This is a genomic window from Miltoncostaea oceani (assembly GCF_018141545.1).
In the GTDB taxonomy this organism is placed as follows: domain Bacteria; phylum Actinomycetota; class Thermoleophilia; order Miltoncostaeales; family Miltoncostaeaceae; genus Miltoncostaea; species Miltoncostaea oceani.
The window spans coordinates 267533-287689 of record NZ_CP064356.1 but is presented as its reverse complement, the minus strand read 5'-3'; the positions used below and the strand labels follow the sequence as shown (position 1 = coordinate 287689).

Sequence of the window (20157 nt, the reverse complement as noted above, 5' to 3'; positions counted from 1 at the left end):
GGCGCGGGCCATCGGCGCCCCTACACTGAGGCCCATGGGCATCGAGGTCATCGGCGTCGACGCGGACGACACCCTCTGGCACAGCGAGGGGCACTTCGCGGTGACCGAGCAGCGCTACGTCGAGCTGCTGGAGCCGTGGGTCGACGGGGACGACGTCCACCAGGCCCTCCTCGCGACGGAGCGGCGCAACCTCGCGGTCTTCGGGTACGGCGTGAAGGGCTTCACGCTGTCGATGATCGAGACCGCACTCACCCTCACCGGCAACCGCGTCGGCGGTGAGCAGATCGAGCGCATCATCGAGATGGGCAAGGAGCTGATGAGCCACCCCGTCGAGCTGCTCGACGGGGTCGCCGACGCCCTCGGCGAGCTCGGCGACGGCCACCGCCTCGTGCTCATCACCAAGGGCGACCTCTTCCACCAGGAGTCGAAGGTCGCCGCCTCCGGCGTCGCGGAGCTGTTCGAGGCGGTCGAGGTCGTCGCCGAGAAGGACCCCGCCACCTACGCGCGGGTGCTGACCCGCCTCGGGTCGCGGCCCGCGCGGTTCTGCATGATCGGCAACTCCGTGAAGTCGGACATCGCCCCGGTGCTGGAGCTGGGCGGCGCCGGGGTCCACGTGCCGTACCACGTCACCTGGGAGTTCGAGCGGGCCGAGGTCGACGAGTCGCACCCGCGCCTCGCCCGGGTCCGCGAGATCCGCGAGGCGCCCGCCGCGGTGGCGGCGCTGTCCGGGACGGCGACGTGACCCCCGACTGGGAGGCCTTGCGGGAGGCGGCCCGCGCCATGACCGACCGGGCGTACGCGCCGTACTCGGGGGTGCTCGTCGGCGCCGCCGGGCTCACCGACGACGGGCGCGTCGTGCGCGGGTGCAACGTCGAGAACGCCTGCTACGGCCTCGGCCTCTGCGCCGAGTGCGGGCTCGTCAGCGACCTCCGCGCGAGCGGCGGCGGGCGCCTCGTCGCCGTCGCGGTCGTGGCCGGCGACGGCCGCCCACTCGCGCCGTGCGGGCGCTGCCGCCAGCTCCTCTTCGAGCACGGGGGCCCCGGCCTGCTGCTCGACGGCGACGACGGGCCGGTCACGCTCGGCGACCTGTTGCCCGGCGCGTTCGGCCCCGACGACCTCGGGACGCGATCCGGCCGATGAGAACCCACTCCGCCGTCGACGTCATCCGCGCGAAACGCGACGGGCACGAGCTGCGGGACGACCAGATCCACTGGTTCCTCTCCGCGTACACGGCCGGCGAGGTCGCCGACGAGCAGGCGTCGGCGCTGCTGATGGCGATCTTCCACCACGGCCTCGGGCCGCGGGAGCTCGCCACCTGGACCGACGCGATGATCCGCTCCGGCGAGCGCCTCGACCTCTCCGCCGTCCCCTTCCCGACGGTCGACAAGCACTCGACCGGCGGGGTCGGCGACAAGATCTCCCTGCCCCTCTGCCCGCTCGTCGCCGCCTGCGGCGCCGCCGTCCCGCAGCTCTCCGGCCGTGGCCTCGGCCACACCGGCGGCACCCTCGACAAGCTCGAGTCGATCGCCGGTTTCCGCACGGCCCTCACCAACGAGGAGTTCGTCGGGCAGCTCGCCGAGATCGGCGCCGCCATCTGCGCGGCGAGCGGCGACCTGGCGCCCGCCGACCGCAAGCTCTACGCCCTCCGGGACGTGACCGGCACCGTCGAGTCGATCCCGCTGATCGCGAGCTCGATCATGTCCAAGAAGATCGCGGAGGGCACCGACGCCCTCGTGCTGGACGTCAAGACGGGGGAGGGCGCGTTCATGCGCGACCTCGACGACGCGCGGACGCTCGCCCGCACGATGGTGGGCATCGGCGAGGCCAACGGCGTCCGCACGACGGCCCTCATCACCGGCATGGACGCGCCCCTCGGCCTCACCGCCGGCAACGCCCTCGAGGTGCGGGAGTCGCTCGAGGTGCTGGAGGGCGGCGGCCCGCCGGACGTCGTCGAGGTGACCCTCGCGCTGGCGGGCGAGATGCTCGCCCTCGCCGGCATCGACGCCGACCCGGCGGCGGCCCTCGCCGACGGCCGGGCCATGGACCGGTGGCGGCGGATGGTCCGGGCGCAGGGCGGCGACCCCGATGCGCCCCTCCCGGTGGCGCCGCTCGTCGAGGAGGTCCGGGCCGACGCGGACGGCGTCGTCGCGGCGGTCGCCGCGATGCCGGTCGGGGTCGCCGCGTGGCGGCTCGGCGCCGGCCGCGCGCGCAAGGAGGACCCCGTGAGCGCCGGCGCCGGCGTCGTGCTGCGGGTCGCCCCGGGCGACACCGTGTCCCGGGGTCAGGTTCTCGCGGAACTCCACGCGGACGACGCGGCGCACATGGCGGCCGGCGCCGAGGCCTTCGCCGGGGCCGTCCGCATCGGCGCCGTCGCCCCCACGCCGGGGCCGCGCGTGCGGGAGCGCATCGCGGCGCGCTGACCCGCCTGTCACGCCGTGTCGCGGGGGCCGTATCGCCGCCGCCCCCGAGGCTGTATAAAAGCGCGCTACGGGACATGGCTCCGCACGTACAAGGCGCGCGGGCGATCAAGGAGTGGCGATGAGAGCACGACGCTGGAGGGTCCTCGCCGGGGTGGTCGCCGTCGTGGCGGCGCTCGGCATGGTGGTCGCCTGCGGAGACGACGACGATTCGGGGTCGGGGGCCGGTGAGACGACGTCGACGCCGACGTCGGACATCAAGGCCGGCCTCGTCAGCGACGTCGGCAAGTTCAACGACCGTTCGTTCAACCAGTCGGCCCTCGAGGGCCTGGAGCGGGCGCAGTCGGAGCTGGGCGTCGAGGGTCGTCCGATCGAGTCCGCGGCGGCCGGCGACTACATCGCGAACCTCGCGACGCTCGCGCGCGACGACTACGACCTGACCGTCGGCGTCGGCTTCCTGATGGCGGATGCGGTCAGCACCGTCGCGACGCAGTTCCCCGAGAGCAACTTCGCGATCGTGGACTTCCCGAACGCCGACCTGAAGGGCACGCCGCCGAACGTCCGCGGCCTCACCTTCGCCACCAACGAGAACAGCTACCTCGTGGGCTACCTCGCGGCCAAGATGGCCGAGCTGAAGACGCCGGGCAAGGCCCCCGTCATCAGCGCGGTCGGCGGTCTCGAGATCCCGACCGTCACGATCTTCATCGCGGGCTACAAGGCCGGTGCGCTCGCCGCGAACCCGGACACGAAGGTCCTGATCGACTACTCCCAGGACTTCGTCGCCCAGGCGAAGTGCAAGGAGCGCGCCCTCGACCAGATCTCGAAGGGCTCGCAGGTCGTCTTCCAGGTGGCCGGCGGCTGCGGCCTCGGCGCCCTGTGGGCGGCCGAGGACGAGGGTGTCTGGGGCGTCGGCGTCGATCGCGACCAGTCCGACCTCGGCCCGCACATCCTGACCAGCGCCGTGAAGCGGGTCGACACCTCGGTGTTCGACACGATCCAGGCCGTCCAGGACGGGACCTTCAAGGGTGGCGAGGACGCGACGTTCAACCTCGCCAACGACGGCGTCGCCCTCGGCACCACCAGCGACGAGGTGCCGCAGGAGCTGCTCGACGAGCTCGACGCGCTCAAGCAGCAGATCATCGACGGCGAGGTCACGGTCCCGGACGAGCTCTAGCCGGAGACCGGGCCGCCCACCGTGGCCGTGGACCGGCCCATCGCCCCGCACGCTCCCCCGGCGCCACGCGCGCCGGGGGAGACGGTGCTGGAACTGCGCCACATCACCAAGAGGTACCCGGGGGTCGTCGCGTCCGACGACGTCTCGTTCGACCTGAGGCGGGGCGAGGTCCACGCCCTGCTCGGCGAGAACGGGGCGGGCAAGTCCACCCTGATGAACATCCTGTTCGGCCTCACCACCCCGGACGAGGGCGAGATCCGGGTGCGGGGCGAGGTCGTCGCGATCCGCTCCCCGAGCGACGCGATCGCCCTCGGCATCGGCATGGTCCACCAGCACTTCATGCTGGTCCCGGTCATGAGCGTCGCCGAGAACATCGTGCTCGCCGTCGAGCCGCACCGCGGCCCCCTGCTCGACACCCCGCAGGCCGAGGGCCGGGTGAAGGCCATCTCCGACCGGTTCGGCCTGGCCGTCATCCCCGACGCGCTGGTGCAGGACATCACCGTCGGGATGCAGCAGCGGGTCGAGATCCTGAAGGCGCTCTACCGCGGCGCCGACATCCTGATCCTCGACGAGCCGACGGCGGTGCTGACGCCGCAGGAGGCCACCGAGCTGGTGGGCATCCTGCGCAGCCTCACCGCCCAGGGCACGTCGGTCATCTTCATCACCCACAAGCTCAACGAGGTCCTCGACATCGCGGACCGCGTCACGGTCCTGCGGCGCGGGAAGTACATCGCGACGGAGGCGACGGCCGGCGCGACCGAGCAGAGCCTCGCGCGCTTCATGGTCGGCCGCGACGTCGTGCTCTCCATCGAGAAGGCCCCGTCGGCGCCGGCGCAGGCCCGCCTCCAGGTGCGCGACCTGGTGGTCCACGACGACCGCGGCCTCGAGGCGGTGCGCGGCCTGTCCCTCGACGTCCGGGCCGGCGAGATCGTCGGCATCGCCGGCGTCGACGGCAACGGCCAGGCGGAGCTGATCGACGCGATCACCGGCCTGCGGGCGCCGACGTCGGGGACGGTGACCGCCGACGGCCGCGACATCACCGGCGCCACGCCGCACGCCGTGCTCGAGGCGGGTGTCGGGCACATCCCGACCGACCGCCAGCACCGCGGCCTGGTCATGGACTTCACCCTCGCCGAGAACATGGCGCTGCACGACTTCGACAAGCCGCCGTCGTCGCGCCACGGCTGGCTGTTCCCGCGCCGCATGGAGCAGGAGGCCGCGCCGCTCCTCACCGAGTTCGACGTGCGCGGCGGCGGCGTCAAGGCGCACGCCACGTCCCTGTCGGGCGGCAACCAGCAGAAGGTGATCATCGCCCGCGAGGTCTCCCGCGACCCCGCCGTGCTCGTCGCCTCGCAGCCGACCCGCGGCCTCGACGTCGGCGCCATCGAGTACGTCCACAAACGCCTCGTCGCCGAGCGCGACGAGGGTCGCGCCATCCTGCTCGTCTCGCTGGAGCTCGAGGAGGTCCTGTCGCTCGCCGACCGGATCCTCGTGATCTACGAGGGCCGTATCGTCGCCGAGTTCGCGCCCGGCGTGGACCGCGAGACGCTCGGCGGCGCGATGCTCGGCGGCCGGACGCCGATGCCGTCGTGAGCACCACCGCCCCGCCGCCGCTGCCGCCGCCGCAGCAGCTCCCCCCGCCGGAGCCCGGCGACCGCGGCGGCCTCTACGGGCTGCTCGCGCCGCGCGCCGGGGGCGTGCTCACCGCGATCGCGACGACGGTCCTCGCGTTCCTGATCGGCGGCGTCGTCGTCGCCGCGACGGGCCACAACCCGCTGACGACCTACAAGGGGATCTTCAACGGGACCGGCCTCAACTGGTTCTTCCCGTGGGTGCAGGGCATCGAGCGCGAGGCCGCCGCGTTCAACCTGCAGCAGACGCTGATCATCACGACGACGCTGATCTTCACGTCGCTCGCGGTGGCCTTCGCGTTCCGCTGCGGGCTCTTCAACATCGGCGGCCAGGGCCAGTGGACCGTCGGCGCGGTGGTGTCGGTGTGGGTCGGGTCGTCGTGGGCGGGCCTCGCGGGGCCGGCGCACATCGTCCTGGCGATGGTGCTCGCCGCCCTCGCCGGGGCCCTGTGGGCGGGCATCGCCGGGATCCTGAAGGCCACCGTCGGCGCCCACGAGGTGATCACCACGATCATGCTCAACTGGGTCGCCTACTGGGTCGGGTCGTACCTGTTCGGCATCGGCGGCCCGCTGCAGAACGACGTCAACCCGAGCGTCCCGATCTCGAACGACATCGTCGACGACGCGAAGCTCCCCGTCATCTGGGGCGACGAGCTCCTGCAGGGCCTGCACCTCGGGATCGTCCTCGCGATCTTCGCGCTCGTCGCCTACTGGGCGATCCTCAACCGCACCACCCTCGGCTTCCGCGTCCGCGCCGTCGGGCGCAACCCCGAGGCCGCCCGCTACGGCGGCATCAGCGTCGGCCGCAGCTACTTCCTCGCCATGGCCATCAGCGGCGCGTTCGCGGGGCTCGGCGGCGCGATGGACATCCTCGGCTGGCAGTACCGCCTCGGAACGCTCGACGTGCAGTTCTCGGACATCGGCTTCATCGGCATCGCCTGCGCCCTGCTCGGCCGCAACACCGCGATCGGGACGGCCTTCGCGTCGCTCCTGTTCGGCGCCCTGCTGTACGGCACCTCCACCCGGAGCCTCGACCCCGAGGTCTTCGCGCCGCAGCTCGCCGGCAACCTGACGACGATGATCCAGGCGCTGGTGCTGCTGTTCATCGGCCTGGACGTCCTGATCCTCTGGCTCTGGAACCGCCGCGGACGGCCGATACCGAACCTGCGGATGCCCACGTTCCGCCGGCGCGGCAGGATGCCGGCGACCGCCCGGGTGGCGGCCCTGCAGGCCACCGAGATCGAGCTGCCCGCCGCGCCGCCCCTGTCCGCGCGCCTCGGCGCGTGGGCGCGCGACCGGGTGCCGACCGCCGAGCGCGCGATCGGGCTCGCGGGGATCTTCCTCGCCGTCGTGGCGTTCGTGGTCGCCGTGCCGCCGTTCACGGTGCGCCAGCCGGCCGTGCCGATCGTCATCGGCCTGATCGCCCTCGCCCTCGCGGGGTGGACGGCGTGGCGCGGCCCGCGGCGGATGGGCGGGATCGGGATCGGCCTCGCCCTGATCGGCGGCACCCTCGGCGTGATGGCGACCCAGTCGAGCGTCTCCAACCTGGAGTCGGTCTTCGTGTGGTCGGCGCTGACGGCGTCGATGCTCCGCTTCGCCACACCGCTGATCTTCGCGGCGCTCGGCGGCCTCTTCTCGGAGCGCAGCGGCGTCGTCAACATCGGCCTCGAGGGGATGCTCCTCGTCGGCGCGTTCTTCGGGATCCTCGGCGCCGACAAGTTCGGATCGTGGGTCGCCGGGGTGATCCTCGCGGTCATCGCCGGCGCGGTGCTGGCGGGCATCCACGCCGTCGCCTCCATCCACTTCCGCGCCGACCAGATCCTGAGCGGCACCGCCATCTGGTTCCTGGCGGTCGGCCTGACGGGGTACCTGTTCGTCGACATCTACGGGCCGGAGGGCACCCCCGGCGGCATCCCCCAGATCCCGGACGTCCACCTCGCGTTCCTCGACGACGTCCCGTTCTTCGGCCGCGCCTTCGGGACCATGAACCTGCTGATCTGGGTCGCGCTGATCATGGTGCCCGTCTCGTACTACGTCCTCTTCCGGACGCCGTTCGGGCTGCGCCTGCGGTCGGTCGGCGAGCACCCCCGCGCGGCCGAGACGGTCGGCCTGTCGGTCTACGGGATCCGGTACACGGCGGTGCTCCTGTCCGGCGTCCTCGCGGCGCTCGGCGGCGCCTTCCTGTCGATCGGGTTCGTGAACTCCTTCAGCGAGAACATGACCGCGGGTTCCGGGTTCATCGCCCTCGCCGCGCTGATCTTCGGCAACTGGCGCCCGAAGGGCCTGTTCCTCGCCTGCCTCCTGTTCGGCGCGTCCAGCGCCATCGCGCAGCGGCTGCCGGTCTACTCCGACTCCCTCGCGATCCTCTTCGAGGCGCTCCCCTACGTGCTGACGCTGATCGCCGTCGCCGGCATCATCGGCCGTCCGAAGCCGCCCGCCGCGGTCGGCATCCCCTACGTGCGGAGCTGAGGGCTCAGGACCCCCGGTAGGTGGTGTACGACCACGGGCTGAGCAGGAGGGGCACGTGGTGGTGGGCGGAGGGGTCGTCGACGCGGAAGCGCACCGGCACCTCGTCGAGGAAGCCCTCGCCCGCGAGGTACGCCCCCACCGAGAACGTGATCTCGTAGGCGCCGGGCTCGAGCCCCTCGTGGAGGGGGGCGTCGGTGCGGCCGTCCGCATTCGTCACGGCGGTCGCCACGACCGCCCCGTCGCGGCGGAGCGCCACCGGGATCCCGGCCGCCGGCGCCCCGCGGGCCGTGTCGAGCACGTGGGTGGTGATGCGGCCGCTCACCGGCGCATCGTCAGCGTGATCGTGCCGTGGGCGGGGAACGGGTCGGTGTAGACGCCGGGGACGACGGGGTCGCGGGTCAGGTTGCGCCCCTCGAAGGAGACCTCCGAGACCTCCGGGAAGCGACGCAGCAGGCGCAGCCCCATCTCGTGGACGAGGTGCTGGATCGACTCGCTGACGAACTCCTCGAACACCGCGGCGCAGACGTCGCGGACCTGCCCGGCGTCGACGTACCGGGAGGGGTCGGCGCCGAGCGCGTCCCGGGGGTCGGCGTACCGCCACGCGACGTCGAGGCCGACCCAGAGGGGGCGGTCGCGGCGCTCCGGCAACGTCGTGTAGTCGTCGCGGACGAACGCCGTGAAGGCGCTGCCGGTGCGCTTCAGCAGCGACATGTCCATCCGCGCGCACCGCAGGTCGTCGATCGCGACCCCGTCGCCGGCGCGCACCAGGCGCAGCTCGGCGGTGGCGTGGTCGCCCTCCACCCGCGCGTGCAGCGACCCCTCCGGCCCGGCGGGGTCGAAGCGGATCTCCCGGCCGGAGACCAGCACCGCCTCCATCTGCGGGTACCCGGTGAGGAGGTGGTCGCCGAGGTGCTCGAGCAGGCTCTCCAGCGTCGCGCCCGTCCACGAACCCGTCTCGCGGATGATCAGGTTCTTGATGCTGTCGGTCGCGACGACCATCGAGTTGTCGCCCGCGGTGTACGACGGCAGGAAGTTGTCGCCGAACACCTCGACGGTGACGCGGGCGGCGAACAGGGCGTTCGGGCGGCCCCGCGACTCCGATTCGGGCAGCGCCCGCAGGCCCGCGAGGGGGGTCGCCTCGTGCCGGTACACGGGGACCCCGGTCTTTCCGTAGGTGATCGCGTACTCGGTCATGGCGCTCCCTGGCCGACGGGCCACTCGCCAACGGGGTCGCGCGATCGTATCCTCCCGGACTTGGACACCACGCTCCAGCCCCGGGACCTGGCCGAGGCCCTCGACCTGCGCGCCGCCCACCCCGAGGCGCTGCCCCTGGCGGGCGGGACCGACCTGATGGTCGAGATCAACTTCGACCGGCGCCGGCCCGAGCGGATCATGGACCTCACCCGGCTCGAGGAGCTCGCGACGCTGGAGCGCGACGGCGACGACCTCGTCATCGGCGCGGGCGTCACGCACACGCGCCTCGTCGACTCCCTCGGGGCGCTCGCACCCGGCCTCGCGATCGCCGCCCGCACCGTCGGGTCGCCGCAGATCCGCAACCGGGGGACGATCGGCGGGAACGTCGCCACCGCCTCGCCCGCCGGCGACGCGCTGCCGCCGCTGGTGGCGGCGGGCGCGCACGTCGAGCTGGCGTCGGCGACCGGCGCCCGGTCCGTCCCGATCGGCGCGTTCATGACCGGGCCGAAGCGGACGACGCTCGCCCCCGACGAGCTGATCACCGCGGTGCGGCTGCCGGCGGCGCGGGGACCCCAGCAGTTCGCGAAGGTCGGGCCCCGCAACGCCATGGTGATCGCGGTCTGCTCGTTCGCGCTGACGCTCGACGCGGAGGCGCGCACGGTGGGCGCCGCGATCGGCTCGGCGGCCCCGACGGTCGTGCGCGCCACCGCGGCGGAGGAGTTCCTGACCGGGGTCCTCGACGAGGGCGACCTGTGGGAGCGGCGCACGCCGATCGGCGACGCGGCGGCGGCGCGGTTCGGCGAGCTCGTCGGGGCGGCGGCCCAGCCGATCGACGATGTCCGCGGCAGCGCCGCCTACCGCCGCCACGCGCTCGCGGTGCTCGGCCGGCGGACCCTCGGCTGGTGCTGGGAGGAGCTCGCCGCGTGAGGCTCACCCTCTCGGTCAACGGCGAGGTGCACGAGGTCGACGGCCTCTGGGAGGGCGAGAGCCTCATGTACGTGCTGCGCGAGCGGCTCGGGCTGCCCGGCGCGAAGAACGCATGCGAGCAGGGAGAGTGCGGCTCGTGCTCGGTCACCCTCGACGGCGTGCTCGTGTGCTCGTGCCTGGTGCTGGCGCGCCAGGCCGAGGGCCGCGTCGTCACGACCGTGGAGGGCCTCGCGCCCCCGGGCGAGCTCGGGGTGGTGCAGCAGGCGTTCGTCGAGACCGGCGCGATCCAGTGCGGCTTCTGCACGCCCGGCCTGATCATGGCCACCGAGGACCTGCTGCGCCGCACCCCCTCCCCCGGCGACGCGGAGATCCGGGAGGCCCTCGCCGGCAACCTCTGCCGCTGCACCGGCTACGAGAAGATCCTCGACGCGGTGCGGCTCGCCTCGGCGCGGAGCACCGGGTGAGCGACGCCGTGCTCATCGAGGGCTGCGCGATCGCCACGGTCGACGCCGCCGGCACCGAGCACGACTCCGGCTGGATCCTCACCGACGGCGAGCGCATCGCCGCCCTCGGCACCGGGGCCCCGCCACCGGCCCCCGGCGCCCGCCGCATCGACGGCCGCGACCTGCTCGCCACCCCCGGCCTCGTCAACTGCCACCACCACCTCTACCAGTGGTCGACCCGCGGGTACGCCCAGGAGGAGACCCTCTTCGGCTGGCTCACCGCCCTCTACCCCCGGTGGGCGCGCATCGACGAGGAGATCACGTTCCACGCCGCGCGGGCGGCGCTGGCCGCGCTCGCGACGTCGGGCTGCACCACGAGCACCGACCACCACTACCTCTTCCCCCGCGACGGCGGCGACCTCCTGGGCGCCACGATCCGCGCAGCGGGGGAGGTGGGCCTGCGCTTCCACCCGTGCCGCGGCTCGATGGACCTCGGGCGCTCCCACGGGGGGCTCCCGCCGGACGAGGTGGTGGAGGACCGCGACGCGATCCTCGCCGCCACCGAGGACGCGATCGGGCGCTGGCACGACCCCGCGCCCGGCGCGATGCTGCGGATCGCGGTCGCCCCGTGCTCGCCGTTCTCGGTGACGGGGGAGCTGATGCGCGACGCGGCGGAGCTCGCGCGGCGCCACGGCGTGCGCCTGCACACCCACCTCGCGGAGACCGTCGAGGAGGAGGCCTTCTGCCTCGAGACGTACGGGGTGCGGCCCGTGGAGTACCTCGACGACCTCGGCTGGCTCGGCCCCGACGTCTGGCTGGCCCACTGCGTCCACCTGTCCCCGCCCGAGATCGCCCGCCTCGGCGCGACCGGGACGGGGGTCGCGCACTGCCCGTCCTCGAACGCGCGGCTCGGGACGGGGATCGGCCCGGTGGCCGACCTGCTCGGCGCCGGCGTCGCCGTCGGCCTCGGCGTCGACGGCGCGGCGTCGAACGAGTCGGGGGAGATGGCCGTCGAGATGCGCCAGGCGCTGCTCGTCGCCCGCCTGCGGGGCGGCCCCGCCGCGATGACGGCGCGCACCGCCCTCGCCCTCGGCACGATCCACGGCGCGCGGTGCCTCGGCCGGGACGACGAGATCGGCTCCCTGGAGCCCGGCAAGCTCGCCGACATCGCCCTCTGGCCCGTCGCCGACCCCGGGCAGGCCGGCATCGCCGACCCCGTCGCGACCCTCGTGCTCGGCCCGCCGCGCCACGCCGCCCACGTGCTCGTCGCGGGCCGGACGGTGGTGGAGGACGGCCGCCTCGTGACGGCGGACCCCGACGAGGTCGGCCGCGGCGCGGCCCTGGCGAGCGCGCGGATGGCGGTGTGAGCACCACCCGCATCACCCGCACCCGGCGCGAGCTGAAGCGCGGCCGCATCGGCGAGAGCGTCCTGCGCCCCGACGCCCCGCCGAAGGCGCGCGGCGAGTTCGCCTACGCCTCCGACCTGCAGGGCGACGGGATGCTGTGGGGGGCGACGCTGCGCAGCCCCCACCCGAGCGCCCGCATCCGCGGCGTCGACGTGTCCGCCGCGGTGACGGTGCCGGGCGTCCATGCGGTGCTGACCCACCACGACGTGCCGGGGCGGCCGACGTACGGGATGGAGATCGCCGACCAGCCGGTCCTCGCGATCGACCGGGTGCGGTACCAGGGCGAACCCGTCGCGATCGTCGCGGCCGACCACCCCGAGACCGCCCGCCGCGCCGCCGCGCTGATCGCCGTCGACTACGACGTGGCGACGCCGCTCACCGACGCCGAGGCCGCGCTCTCCCCGGACGCCCCGCCGCTGCACCCCGGCGGCAACCTGCTGCGCCACGTCCCCATCCGCCACGGCGCGTCGGCGCCGAGCGCCGACGTGGTGGTCCGCGGCGTGTACGAGGTGGGGATGCAGGACCAGGCGTTCCTCGGCCCCGAGTCGGCGCTCGCGATCCCCGGCCCCGACGGCGGCGTCGACCTGCACATCGCCACCCAGTGGCTCCACGTCGACCAGGGCCAGGTGGCCGCGAGCCTCGGCCTGACGCTCGCCCAGACGCGCCTGCACCTCGCCGGCGTCGGCGGGGCCTTCGGGGGACGCGAGGACCTGTCGATGCAGGTGCACGTCGCGATGCTCGCCCTGCGCACGAACCGCCCCGTGAAGATGATGTACTCGCGGGAGGAGTCGTTCTACGGGCACGTCCACCGCCACCCCGCGCGGATGGAGTACGAGCACGGCGCCGACCGCGACGGGCGCCTCCGCTACGTGACGGCGCGCATCGTGCTCGACGGCGGCGCCTACGCGTCGAGCAGCACGGCGGTGGTGGCGAACGCCGCCACGTTCGCCTGCGGCCCCTACGACGTGCCGAGCGCCCACATCGACGCGTACGTCGCGTACACCAACAACCCGCCCTGCGGGGCGATGCGGGGGTTCGGCGCGGTCCAGGTCGCGTTCGCGCACGAGTCGCAGATGGACCGGCTCGCGGCGGAACTCGGCATGGACCCCGTCGAGATCCGGCTGCGCAACGCCCTGGAGCCGGGGATGCGCCTGCCCACCGGGCAGCTCGTCGACGGCCCCGCCCCGGTGCGGGAGCTGCTCGAGTCGCTCCGCGCGATGCCGCTGCCGATGTCGGAGCGCAGCATCCCGGTGGACCTGCGCGAGATGCCCGGCGGGGTGTCGAACAGCACCCACGGCGAGGGCACCCGGCGCGGCGTCGGCTTCGCCGTCGGGTTCAAGAACATCGCGTTCGCGGAGGGCTTCGACGACCTCTCCACGGCGCGGGTGCGGCTGTCCCTCGACGACGAGGGCGTGCGGGCGGAGGTGCACACCGCCGCCGCCGAGGTCGGGCAGGGCCTGATCACGGTGCTGGAGCAGATCGTCCGGACCGAGCTCGACGTGGAGAAGGTGATCGTGCTGCCCGCCGACACCGACGTCGGCTCCGCCGGCTCGACGTCGGCGTCGCGCCAGACCTGGATGACCGGCGGCGCGGCGCGGCTCGCCTGCGAGATGGTGCGGGCCCGGCTGGCGGAGCGGGGCGCCCCGGGCGACGAGTCGGTCGCCCTCGAGGCGCTGCTTCTCGACGGCCCGGTGGAGGAGACCGCCGTCTTCCGGCACCGCCCGACCGAGGCGCTCGACCCCTCCACCGGCCAGGGCGACTCCCTCGTGGCGCTCGCCTTCGCCGCCCACCGGGCGGTCTGCGACGTCGACGGCGAGCTCGGCCTGGTGCGCGCCGTCGAGATCGCGACGACCCAGGACGTCGGCCGGATCATGAACCCGCTCGCGCTGGAGGGGCAGATCGAGGGCGGCATCGCCCAGGGCCTCGGCCTCGCGCTGATGGAGGAGATCCAGCTCCGCGACGGGGTCCTGCGCAACGCGTCGTTCACCGACTACCTGGTGCCGACGGTGCTCGACATGCCCCCCGTCCGGATGCGCATCAGCGAGACGCCGCACCCCCACGCGCCGTACGGCCTGAACGGGGTCGGCGAGATGCCGACGATCGCGTCCACCCCCGCCGTGGTGGCCGCCGTCCGCGCGGCGACCGGCCGCGAACTGCCGCGCGTGCCCCTCACGCCGGCCGCCGTCGCCGGCGTCGAGGGGTGAGCGGCGCGGGGGACCGGGCGGCGTTCCTCGCCCGGCTGGGAGGCGTCGCCGAGGGGTCCCCGTGGGTGGCGGAGCGCGCGTGGGAGCTCGGCCCGTTCGCCGGCGTGGACGACGTCGCCGCGGCGTTCGCCCGCGTGGCGCGCGAGGCGCCGGAGGGCGACCAGCTCGCGTTGATCCGGGCCCACCCCGACCTCGCGGGGCGGGCGGTCCTCGACGGGGACCTCACCCCCGAGTCGGCCGGGGAGCAGCGCTCCGCGGGCCTCGACCGCCTCACCCCCGGCGACCTGGCGCGCTTCACCCGGCTCAACGCGGCGTACCGCGCCCGCTTCGGCTTCCCCTTCGTCATCTGCGTGCGCGGCCGCGACGTCGCGGGGATCCTGCGCGACTACGAGGAGCGCCTCCCCCACGACGCCGCCACCGAGCGGGCGCGGGCCGTCGAGGAGATCGTCGCGATCATGGACCTCCGGATCCGGGACGCCGCGTGACCCACGACCTGGTCGTGCGCGGCGCGGCCGAGGACGTGGCGGTGAGCGACGGCGTCATCACCGCCGTCGGCCAGGGCCTCGGCCCCGCCCGCGAGGAGATCGACGCCCGCGGGTCGATGGTGCTGCCCGGCGGCGTCGACATCCACGTCCACCTCGACGACCCCGGCCGCGCCGACTGGGAGGGCTTCGACACCGGCACGCGCGCGCTCGCGGCCGGCGGGGTCACGTGCGCCGTCGACATGCCCCTGAACGCGATCCCCCCGACGCTCGACGCCGCGTCGTTCGACGCGAAGGTCGCCGCCGCGCGGGGGCGGGCCCGCATCGACTTCGCGCTGTGGGGCGGCCTGGTGCCGGGCGGGCTCGGCGGCATGGACGCGCTGGCGGAGCGGGGCGTCGTCGGCTTCAAGGCGTTCATGTGCCCGAGCGGGGTCGACGAGTTCCCCGCCGCCGACCCGGAGACGCTGGGACGCGGGATGGAGCGGGCGGCGGCGCTCGGCCTGCCGGTCGCGGTCCACGCGGAGGACCCGGTCCTGACGGCCCGCCTCGGCGACCGGGCGCGGGCCGAGGGGCGGCGCTCGATGCGCGACTGGGTGGCGTCGCGACCGGTCGAGGCCGAGCTCGCGGCGATCCGCGTCGCGCTCGGGCTCGCGGAGGAGACCGGGTGCTCCCTGCACGTCGTGCACGTGTCGAGCGCCGGCGGCGCCGACCTGGTGGCGGAGGCACGGGCCCGCGGGGTCGACGCCACCTGCGAGACGTGCCCCCACTACCTGACCCTCGACGAGGACGACGCCGCGCGGATCGGCGCCCTCGCCAAGTGCGCCCCCCCGCTGCGATCATCCGCCGAGCAGCGGGCCCTGTGGGAGCGCGTGCGCGGCGGCGCGATCGACCTCGTCGCCTCGGACCACTCGCCGGGGCCGCCCGGGATGAAGGAGGGGGACGACATGTTCGCGGTGTGGGGCGGGATCTCGGGGGCGCAGTCGACGCTGCCGTTGATGCTCACGCACGGACCCGGCCACGGCGTCGGTCCCGGCCGGATGGCGGACCTGCTGAGCGCCGTGCCGGCGGCGCGCCTGCGCCTGCCGGGCAAGGGCCGCATCGCCCCCGGCGCGGACGCCGACCTCGCGATCGTCCGCGTCGGCGCGGCGTGGGAGCCGCAGGCCGCGGACTGGGAGTACCGGCACCGCCACTCGCCGTTCACCGGGCACCGCCTGACGGCCCGCGTGGTCCGCACCCTGCTGCGGGGCGTGACGGTGTGGGGCGAGGGCGCCGACCCGGGGGCGCCCGCCCGCGGGCGGCTGGTGCGCCCGGCGGTGGTGGCGCCGTGACCGGCCCCCACGCACGGACGGTGGTGCGCCGCGACCACGCGGTGATCGCCCCCGAGACCCACGTCGCCGGGCCCGTCCCGGGGTGGACGGGGGCGGAGCACGTGCAGCTCGTCGCGCCGGCGATGGGGGCGCGGTTCTCGATGGCCCTCGTCACCGTCGTGGCGGGGGCGGTCGCCGGCCCCCCGGCGGAGGGCTGCGGGCGGGCGGTGTACGTGGTGAGCGGCGCCGTCGCCCTGGAGGCGGCGGGGCGGCGGTACGAGCTCGGCCCGGGCGGCGTGGCGTACATCCCGCCGGGCGACGCGCACACGCTCACCGCGGCGGGGGCGGGGCGGATCTGCGTCATCGACAAGCCGCACGTGGCGCTGGCGGGCGCGCCCCGGGGGCGTCCCGTGGTGGGCGACGCGACCCGCACGACGCCGGTGGACTTCCTGGGCGACCCGCACGTGCGCGTCACCCAGCTCCTGCCGGACGACCCCGCGCTCGACCTGGCCCTGAACATCATGACCTTCGACCCCGGCGCGTCCCTGCCGTTCGTCGAGACCCACGTGATGGAGCACGGCCTGCTGGTGCTGGAGGGGTCGCTGGTCTACCGGCTCGGCGACGCGTGGTACCCGGTGGCGGCGGGCGACGCGATCTGGATGGGGCCGTTCTGCCCCCAGTGGTGCTGCGCGTACGGGACCGGCCCCGCGAGCTACCTCATCTACAAGGACTGGAACCGGGACGTGATGGCGTGAGCGCCGTCCCGGTCGACGGGGCCCGCCTCGACGCCGAGATCGAGGAGCTCGCCCGGATCTCCGACACGCCGTACCCGTCGGTGACGCGGGTGCTGTTCACCGACACCGACCTGCGCGCGCGGGCGTGGCTCACCGACCGGATGCGCGACGCCGGGCTGGAGGTGCGGGTCGATGCGATCGGCAACGTGATCGGCCGGTGGGAGGGGACGGACCCCGCGGCGGCCCCGGTCGCGACGGGGTCCCACATCGACGCGATCCCCGACGCCGGGCGGTTCGACGGCGTGGTGGGGGTGCTCGGCGGGCTGGAGGCGATCCGCGCCCTGATGGCGGCGGGCGTGCGGCCGGTCCGGTCGGTCGAGCTGATCATGTTCACCGCGGAGGAGCCGACGCGCTTCGCGTTCGGGTGCCTCGGCAGCCGGGTGCTGGCCGGGGTGGTCGACGACGCCCGCCTCGGGCGGCTGCGCGACGCCGACGGCCTCACGCTCGACGAGGCCCGCGCGGCGGCGGGGGTCGGCGGGGACGTGGCGGCGGCGCGCCTGGCCCCGGGGGACTACGCCGCGTTCGTGGAGCTCCACATCGAGCAGGGCCCCCTGCTGGAGGCGGCGGGGGTCCCGATCGGCGTCGTCACCGCGATCGCGGCCCCGGCGACCCTCCGCGTGGAGCTGTCGGGCGCCGGCGGCCACGCGGGCGCGGTGCTGATGCGCGACCGCCACGACCCGCTGGTGGCGGCGGCGGACGTGATCCGCGCCGTCGACCGGGAGGCGCGCGGCAGCGGCGCGGAGGACACCGTCGGCACCGTCGGCCTGCTGACGCTGGAGCCGGCGGCGGTGAACAGCATCCCCCGGCACGTCCGCCTGGACATCGACATCCGCGACACCGACGAGGCGCGCCGCGACGCGGTGCTGGAGCGGGTCCGCGCCGCCGCCCGCGACGCCGCGGCCGCGCAGGGCGTCACCCACCGCGAGGAGATCCTCAACGCGGACGGCCCCGCGACCTCCGAACCCGCGGTGCTCGCGGCGATCGAGGAGGCGTGCGCCGAGGCCGGCCTGCCGGCGATGCGGATGGTGAGCCGGGCGTACCACGACTGCGTCTTCATGGCGCGCATCTGCCCCGCCGCGATGGTCTTCATCCCGTCGAGGGACGGCATCAGCCACCGCCCCGACGAGTACAGCTCCCCGCAGGAGATCGCCGACGGCGTCCGCGTCCTGGCGGGCGCCCTCCGGAGGCTCGCCGGCTGACCCCGGGGGCCGGGGCCGGTCAGGCCGCGGGCGTGATCCCGAGGGACGCGAGCAGGTCGATGACCCGGGTGCGGATCTCCTCGCGGACGACCCGGACCTCGGCGACGCTCGTCGCACCGGCGGGGTCGGTGAGCGGCCAGTCCTCGTACCGGGTCCCCGGGTAGAACGGGCACGTGTCGCCGCACCCCATCGTGATCACGACGTCCGACGCGCGGACGGCGTCGTCGGTGAGGGGCTTCGGGAACGCGGCGGACATGTCGAGCCCGATCTCCGCCATCGCCTCCACCACCAGGGGGTTGAGGCGGTCCGCGGGCTCCGACCCGGCGGAGCGCACCACGACGCGCCCGCCGCCGAGGTGCTCGGTGAACAGCGCCGCCATCTGGGAGCGACCCGCGTTGTGGACGCAGACGTAGAGCACCTCGGGGCGCCCGTCGTCCGGCGGTGGGGGGGTGTCGGTCATCGTGCGGGTTCCTCCCGTTCGGTGGCCGTCGCGCGCGGGACGGCCGGTGTGAGGTCGCGCGCGTCCCGCAGGACGCCGTAGAGCACCACGCCGGCCATCGCCCCGGCGATGGGCCCCGCGAGGTAGATCCACAGGTCGGCGACGTCGCCGGCGGCGAGTGCGGGGGCGAGGGAGCGGGCGGGGTTCATCGACGCCCCCGTGATCGGGCCGATGACGAGGGCCTCCAGCGCGATGGTGCCACCGATCGCGATCGCCGCGAGGGAGCCGACGGCCCGGGTGTCCGTGGCGACGGCGAGCACGACGATCATCAGCACCGCCGTGAGCCCCGCCTCGAGCACCAGGGCCCCGCCCGCGCCGACGTGCCGGGGATGGGTGGCGCCGAGCCCACCCGCGACGCCGAAGAGCCCCCGCAACGCGAACGACGCCGCGACGGCCCCGGCGACCTGCGCGGCGATGTAGGGCGCGACCTCCCGGCGGGGGAAGTGCCGGCCCGCCGCGAACGCGAGCGAGACGGCGGGGTTCAGGTGGGCGCCCGAGAGGTGGCCGAACGCGAAGATCATGACGGCGACCACCAGCCCGAACGCGGCCGCGACCCCGCCGTGCCCGAGGGGGTCGCCCGCGACGGCGTTCACGACCACCGCCCCGGTGCCCGCGAACACGAGGCAGAAGGTGCCGATCGCCTCGGCGGCGACGCGTCGCGACAGGTCGGGCCGGGCGGTCACGGGGCGTCCACCATCGGGACGCAGGATATTCGATTGACGTTCATCACTTCAATCGACTACCGTGCATTCATGGCGATCGATCTGGAGCTCTCCCCCAAGCAGAAGCGCCCGGCGGGCGAGCCGTGCTGCGAGCCCGTGGCGTACCCCGACGTCGAGCGCGCCCAGGCGGAGCGGATGGCCGTCGTGGCGAAGGCCCTCGGCGACCCGATCCGGCTGCAGCTCATCGACGTGCTGCGCCGCCACGCGGGCGAGGTGTGCGTCTGCGAGCTGATCCCGCTCTTCGACGTGGGCCAGTCGACCGTCTCCCACCACCTGAAGGTGCTGCGCCAGGCGGGGCTCGTCGATTCCGAGCGGCGGGGCCTGTGGGCCTACTACTACGTCGTCCCCGACGCCCTCGCCGAGTTCGCGGCGTGGGTCGCCGGTCCGCCCGCGCAGGTGTGCGCATGCTGAACCCGACTCCCGAGGAGAACGCCGTGTCGACGTCCGACATCCACGAAGAGGTCCGCGCCCGGTACGCGCAGGCGGCGGCCGAGGCGACGGCGGGGACCCAGCCGGGGATCGTCTCGGGCTGCGGGGAGGGCGGGTGCTGCGCGCCGGAGGACGCGGTGTTCGGCAGCGCCCTCTACGCCGACGCCGACCGCGGTGACCTGCCGGACCAGGCGGTCCTCGCGAGCCTCGGCTGCGGCAACCCGACGGCCGTCGCCGACCTGCGCGAGGGCGAGGTGGTGCTCGACCTCGGGTCGGGTGGCGGGATCGACGTGCTCCTCTCCGCGCGGCGCGTCGGCCCGACGGGGAAGGCGTACGGCCTGGACATGACCGACGAGATGCTGGCCCTCGCCCTGCGCAACGCCGCGGAGGCGGGCGCGACGAACGTCGAGTTCCTGAAGGGGCGGATCGAGGAGATCCCGCTGCCGGCGGCGACGGTCGACGTGGTGATCTCGAACTGCGTGGTGAACCTGTCGCCCGACAAGCAGGCGGTGCTGCGGGAGACGTTCCGGGTGCTGCGGCCCGGCGGGCGGATCGGCATCAGCGACGTCGTCGCCGAGGACCGCCTCACCGCGGACGAGCGCGCCGAGCGGGGCGGCTGGGCCGGGTGCATCGCCGGTGCGTTGTCGGTCGGCGAGTACCGGGCGTTCCTCGACGCCGCCGGCTTCCGCGACGTGGACGTCACGTTCACCCACGAGGTCGCGGACGGCCTGCACGGGGCCATCGTCCGGGCGGTCAAGCCGGACGACGCCCCGGTCGTGGCGGCACCCGCCGCGGCGTCGGGCGCCACCGGCTGCTGCTGAACGGCCCGCCGCGCGCCCCGGGACCGGGGCGCGCGGCGA

Annotated in this window: 20 protein-coding genes; 16 read left to right on the top strand and 4 right to left on the bottom strand. The window is 74.8% G+C overall.

Features of this window, described 5'->3' with window-relative positions:
- The first annotated feature begins 34 nt into the window (after positions 1-34).
- From IU369_RS01385 to IU369_RS01360, 6 genes are all read left to right on the top strand, one after another.
- Positions 35-742: an HAD family hydrolase gene (locus IU369_RS01385; RefSeq protein WP_217922775.1), complete on the top strand. Its 708-nt coding sequence runs from the start codon at positions 35-37 to the stop codon at positions 740-742.
- On the top strand, positions 739-1140 hold the full coding sequence (locus IU369_RS01380; RefSeq protein WP_217922774.1) for a cytidine deaminase: 402 nt from the start codon (positions 739-741) through the stop codon (positions 1138-1140). The genes IU369_RS01385 and IU369_RS01380 overlap by 4 nt, the downstream gene beginning before the upstream one ends.
- Positions 1137-2420: a thymidine phosphorylase gene (locus IU369_RS01375; RefSeq protein WP_217922773.1), complete on the top strand. Its 1284-nt coding sequence runs from the start codon at positions 1137-1139 to the stop codon at positions 2418-2420. Before IU369_RS01380 ends, IU369_RS01375 begins: the two co-directional genes overlap by 4 nt.
- 118 nt (positions 2421-2538) lie before the next feature.
- The gene (locus IU369_RS01370) at positions 2539-3591 is read left to right on the top strand and encodes a BMP family lipoprotein (protein WP_217922772.1); all 1053 of its coding nucleotides are present in this window, start codon (positions 2539-2541) and stop codon (positions 3589-3591) included.
- A gap of 27 nt (positions 3592-3618) precedes the next feature.
- Positions 3619-5184, top strand: a complete 1566-nt coding sequence (locus IU369_RS01365; protein WP_217922771.1) for an ABC transporter ATP-binding protein — start codon at positions 3619-3621, stop codon at positions 5182-5184.
- Positions 5181-7691 carry an ABC transporter permease subunit gene (locus IU369_RS01360; protein WP_217922770.1) on the top strand — a complete coding sequence of 837 codons (2511 nt, stop codon included), beginning with the start codon at positions 5181-5183 and terminating at the stop codon, positions 7689-7691. The genes IU369_RS01365 and IU369_RS01360 overlap by 4 nt, the downstream gene beginning before the upstream one ends.
- A 4-nt stretch (positions 7692-7695) precedes the next feature.
- Here the strand turns inward: IU369_RS01360 and uraH are convergent, their stop codons facing one another.
- Both uraH and pucL read right to left on the bottom strand, forming a co-directional pair.
- A complete protein-coding gene (gene uraH / locus IU369_RS01355) occupies positions 7696-8013 on the bottom strand; it encodes a hydroxyisourate hydrolase (protein WP_217922769.1) in 318 nt (105 codons plus the stop codon).
- Positions 8010-8885 carry a factor-independent urate hydroxylase gene (gene pucL, locus IU369_RS01350; protein WP_217922768.1) on the bottom strand — a complete coding sequence of 292 codons (876 nt, stop codon included), beginning with the start codon at positions 8883-8885 and terminating at the stop codon, positions 8010-8012. The genes uraH and pucL overlap by 4 nt, the downstream gene beginning before the upstream one ends.
- A 60-nt stretch (positions 8886-8945) precedes the next feature.
- On the opposite strand from pucL, the gene IU369_RS01345 reads away from it, so the two are divergent.
- Genes IU369_RS01345 through IU369_RS01310 form a run of 8 tightly spaced genes read left to right on the top strand, consistent with a single transcriptional unit; the run spans position 8946 to position 17647 of the window.
- Positions 8946-9812, top strand: coding sequence for an FAD binding domain-containing protein (locus IU369_RS01345; protein WP_217922767.1), 867 nt, complete (start codon positions 8946-8948; stop codon positions 9810-9812).
- Entirely contained in the window at positions 9809-10276 is a 468-nt protein-coding gene (locus IU369_RS01340; protein WP_217922766.1) for a (2Fe-2S)-binding protein, read from the top strand. The genes IU369_RS01345 and IU369_RS01340 overlap by 4 nt, the downstream gene beginning before the upstream one ends.
- Positions 10273-11622: an 8-oxoguanine deaminase gene (locus IU369_RS01335; protein WP_217922765.1), complete on the top strand. Its 1350-nt coding sequence runs from the start codon at positions 10273-10275 to the stop codon at positions 11620-11622. Before IU369_RS01340 ends, IU369_RS01335 begins: the two co-directional genes overlap by 4 nt.
- The gene (locus tag IU369_RS01330; RefSeq protein WP_217922764.1) at positions 11619-13865 is read left to right on the top strand and encodes a molybdopterin cofactor-binding domain-containing protein; all 2247 of its coding nucleotides are present in this window, start codon (positions 11619-11621) and stop codon (positions 13863-13865) included. The genes IU369_RS01335 and IU369_RS01330 overlap by 4 nt, the downstream gene beginning before the upstream one ends.
- Entirely contained in the window at positions 13862-14350 is a 489-nt protein-coding gene (gene uraD / locus IU369_RS01325; RefSeq protein WP_217922763.1) for a 2-oxo-4-hydroxy-4-carboxy-5-ureidoimidazoline decarboxylase, read from the top strand. The genes IU369_RS01330 and uraD overlap by 4 nt, the downstream gene beginning before the upstream one ends.
- A complete protein-coding gene (allB, locus tag IU369_RS01320) occupies positions 14347-15675 on the top strand; it encodes an allantoinase AllB (RefSeq protein ID WP_217922762.1) in 1329 nt (442 codons plus the stop codon). The genes uraD and allB overlap by 4 nt, the downstream gene beginning before the upstream one ends.
- On the top strand, positions 15672-16409 hold the full coding sequence (allE, locus tag IU369_RS01315; protein ID WP_217922761.1) for a (S)-ureidoglycine aminohydrolase: 738 nt from the start codon (positions 15672-15674) through the stop codon (positions 16407-16409). Before allB ends, allE begins: the two co-directional genes overlap by 4 nt.
- Complete coding sequence (locus IU369_RS01310; protein WP_217922760.1) at positions 16406-17647, top strand: M20 family metallo-hydrolase; 1242 nt, start codon at positions 16406-16408, stop codon at positions 17645-17647. The genes allE and IU369_RS01310 overlap by 4 nt, the downstream gene beginning before the upstream one ends.
- A 19-nt stretch (positions 17648-17666) precedes the next feature.
- Here the strand turns inward: IU369_RS01310 and IU369_RS01305 are convergent, their stop codons facing one another.
- On the bottom strand, positions 17667-18107 hold the full coding sequence (locus IU369_RS01305; RefSeq protein WP_217922759.1) for an arsenate reductase ArsC: 441 nt from the start codon (positions 18105-18107) through the stop codon (positions 17667-17669).
- The gene (locus IU369_RS01300) at positions 18104-18829 is read right to left on the bottom strand and encodes an aquaporin (protein WP_217922758.1); all 726 of its coding nucleotides are present in this window, start codon (positions 18827-18829) and stop codon (positions 18104-18106) included. The genes IU369_RS01305 and IU369_RS01300 overlap by 4 nt, the downstream gene beginning before the upstream one ends.
- A gap of 69 nt (positions 18830-18898) precedes the next feature.
- Here IU369_RS01300 and IU369_RS01295 point away from each other — a divergent pair, with 69 nt between their 5' ends.
- Together IU369_RS01295 and arsM are read left to right on the top strand one after the other, a co-directional pair.
- On the top strand, positions 18899-19279 hold the full coding sequence (locus IU369_RS01295) for an ArsR/SmtB family transcription factor (protein ID WP_217922757.1): 381 nt from the start codon (positions 18899-18901) through the stop codon (positions 19277-19279).
- Complete coding sequence (gene arsM, locus IU369_RS01290; RefSeq protein ID WP_343233188.1) at positions 19273-20118, top strand: arsenite methyltransferase; 846 nt, start codon at positions 19273-19275, stop codon at positions 20116-20118. The genes IU369_RS01295 and arsM overlap by 7 nt, the downstream gene beginning before the upstream one ends.
- The last annotated feature ends 39 nt before the right edge of the window (positions 20119-20157 follow it).

What these genes read in the sequence shown, in the direction of transcription:
- IU369_RS01370 (WP_217922772.1), top strand. Translation starts at nt 2,539, where the DNA reads ATGAGAGCACGACGCTGGAGGGTCCTCGCCGGGGTGGTCGCCGTCGTG.
- IU369_RS01305 (WP_217922759.1), bottom strand. Translation starts at nt 18,107, where the DNA reads ATGACCGACACCCCCCCACCGCCGGACGACGGGCGCCCCGAGGTGCTC.
- IU369_RS01295 (WP_217922757.1), top strand. Translation starts at nt 18,899, where the DNA reads ATGGCGATCGATCTGGAGCTCTCCCCCAAGCAGAAGCGCCCGGCGGGC.
- arsM (WP_343233188.1), top strand. Translation starts at nt 19,273, where the DNA reads ATGCTGAACCCGACTCCCGAGGAGAACGCCGTGTCGACGTCCGACATC.
- pucL (WP_217922768.1), bottom strand. Translation starts at nt 8,885, where the DNA reads ATGACCGAGTACGCGATCACCTACGGAAAGACCGGGGTCCCCGTGTAC.
- IU369_RS01375 (WP_217922773.1), top strand. Translation starts at nt 1,137, where the DNA reads ATGAGAACCCACTCCGCCGTCGACGTCATCCGCGCGAAACGCGACGGG.
- IU369_RS01385 (WP_217922775.1), top strand. Translation starts at nt 35, where the DNA reads ATGGGCATCGAGGTCATCGGCGTCGACGCGGACGACACCCTCTGGCAC.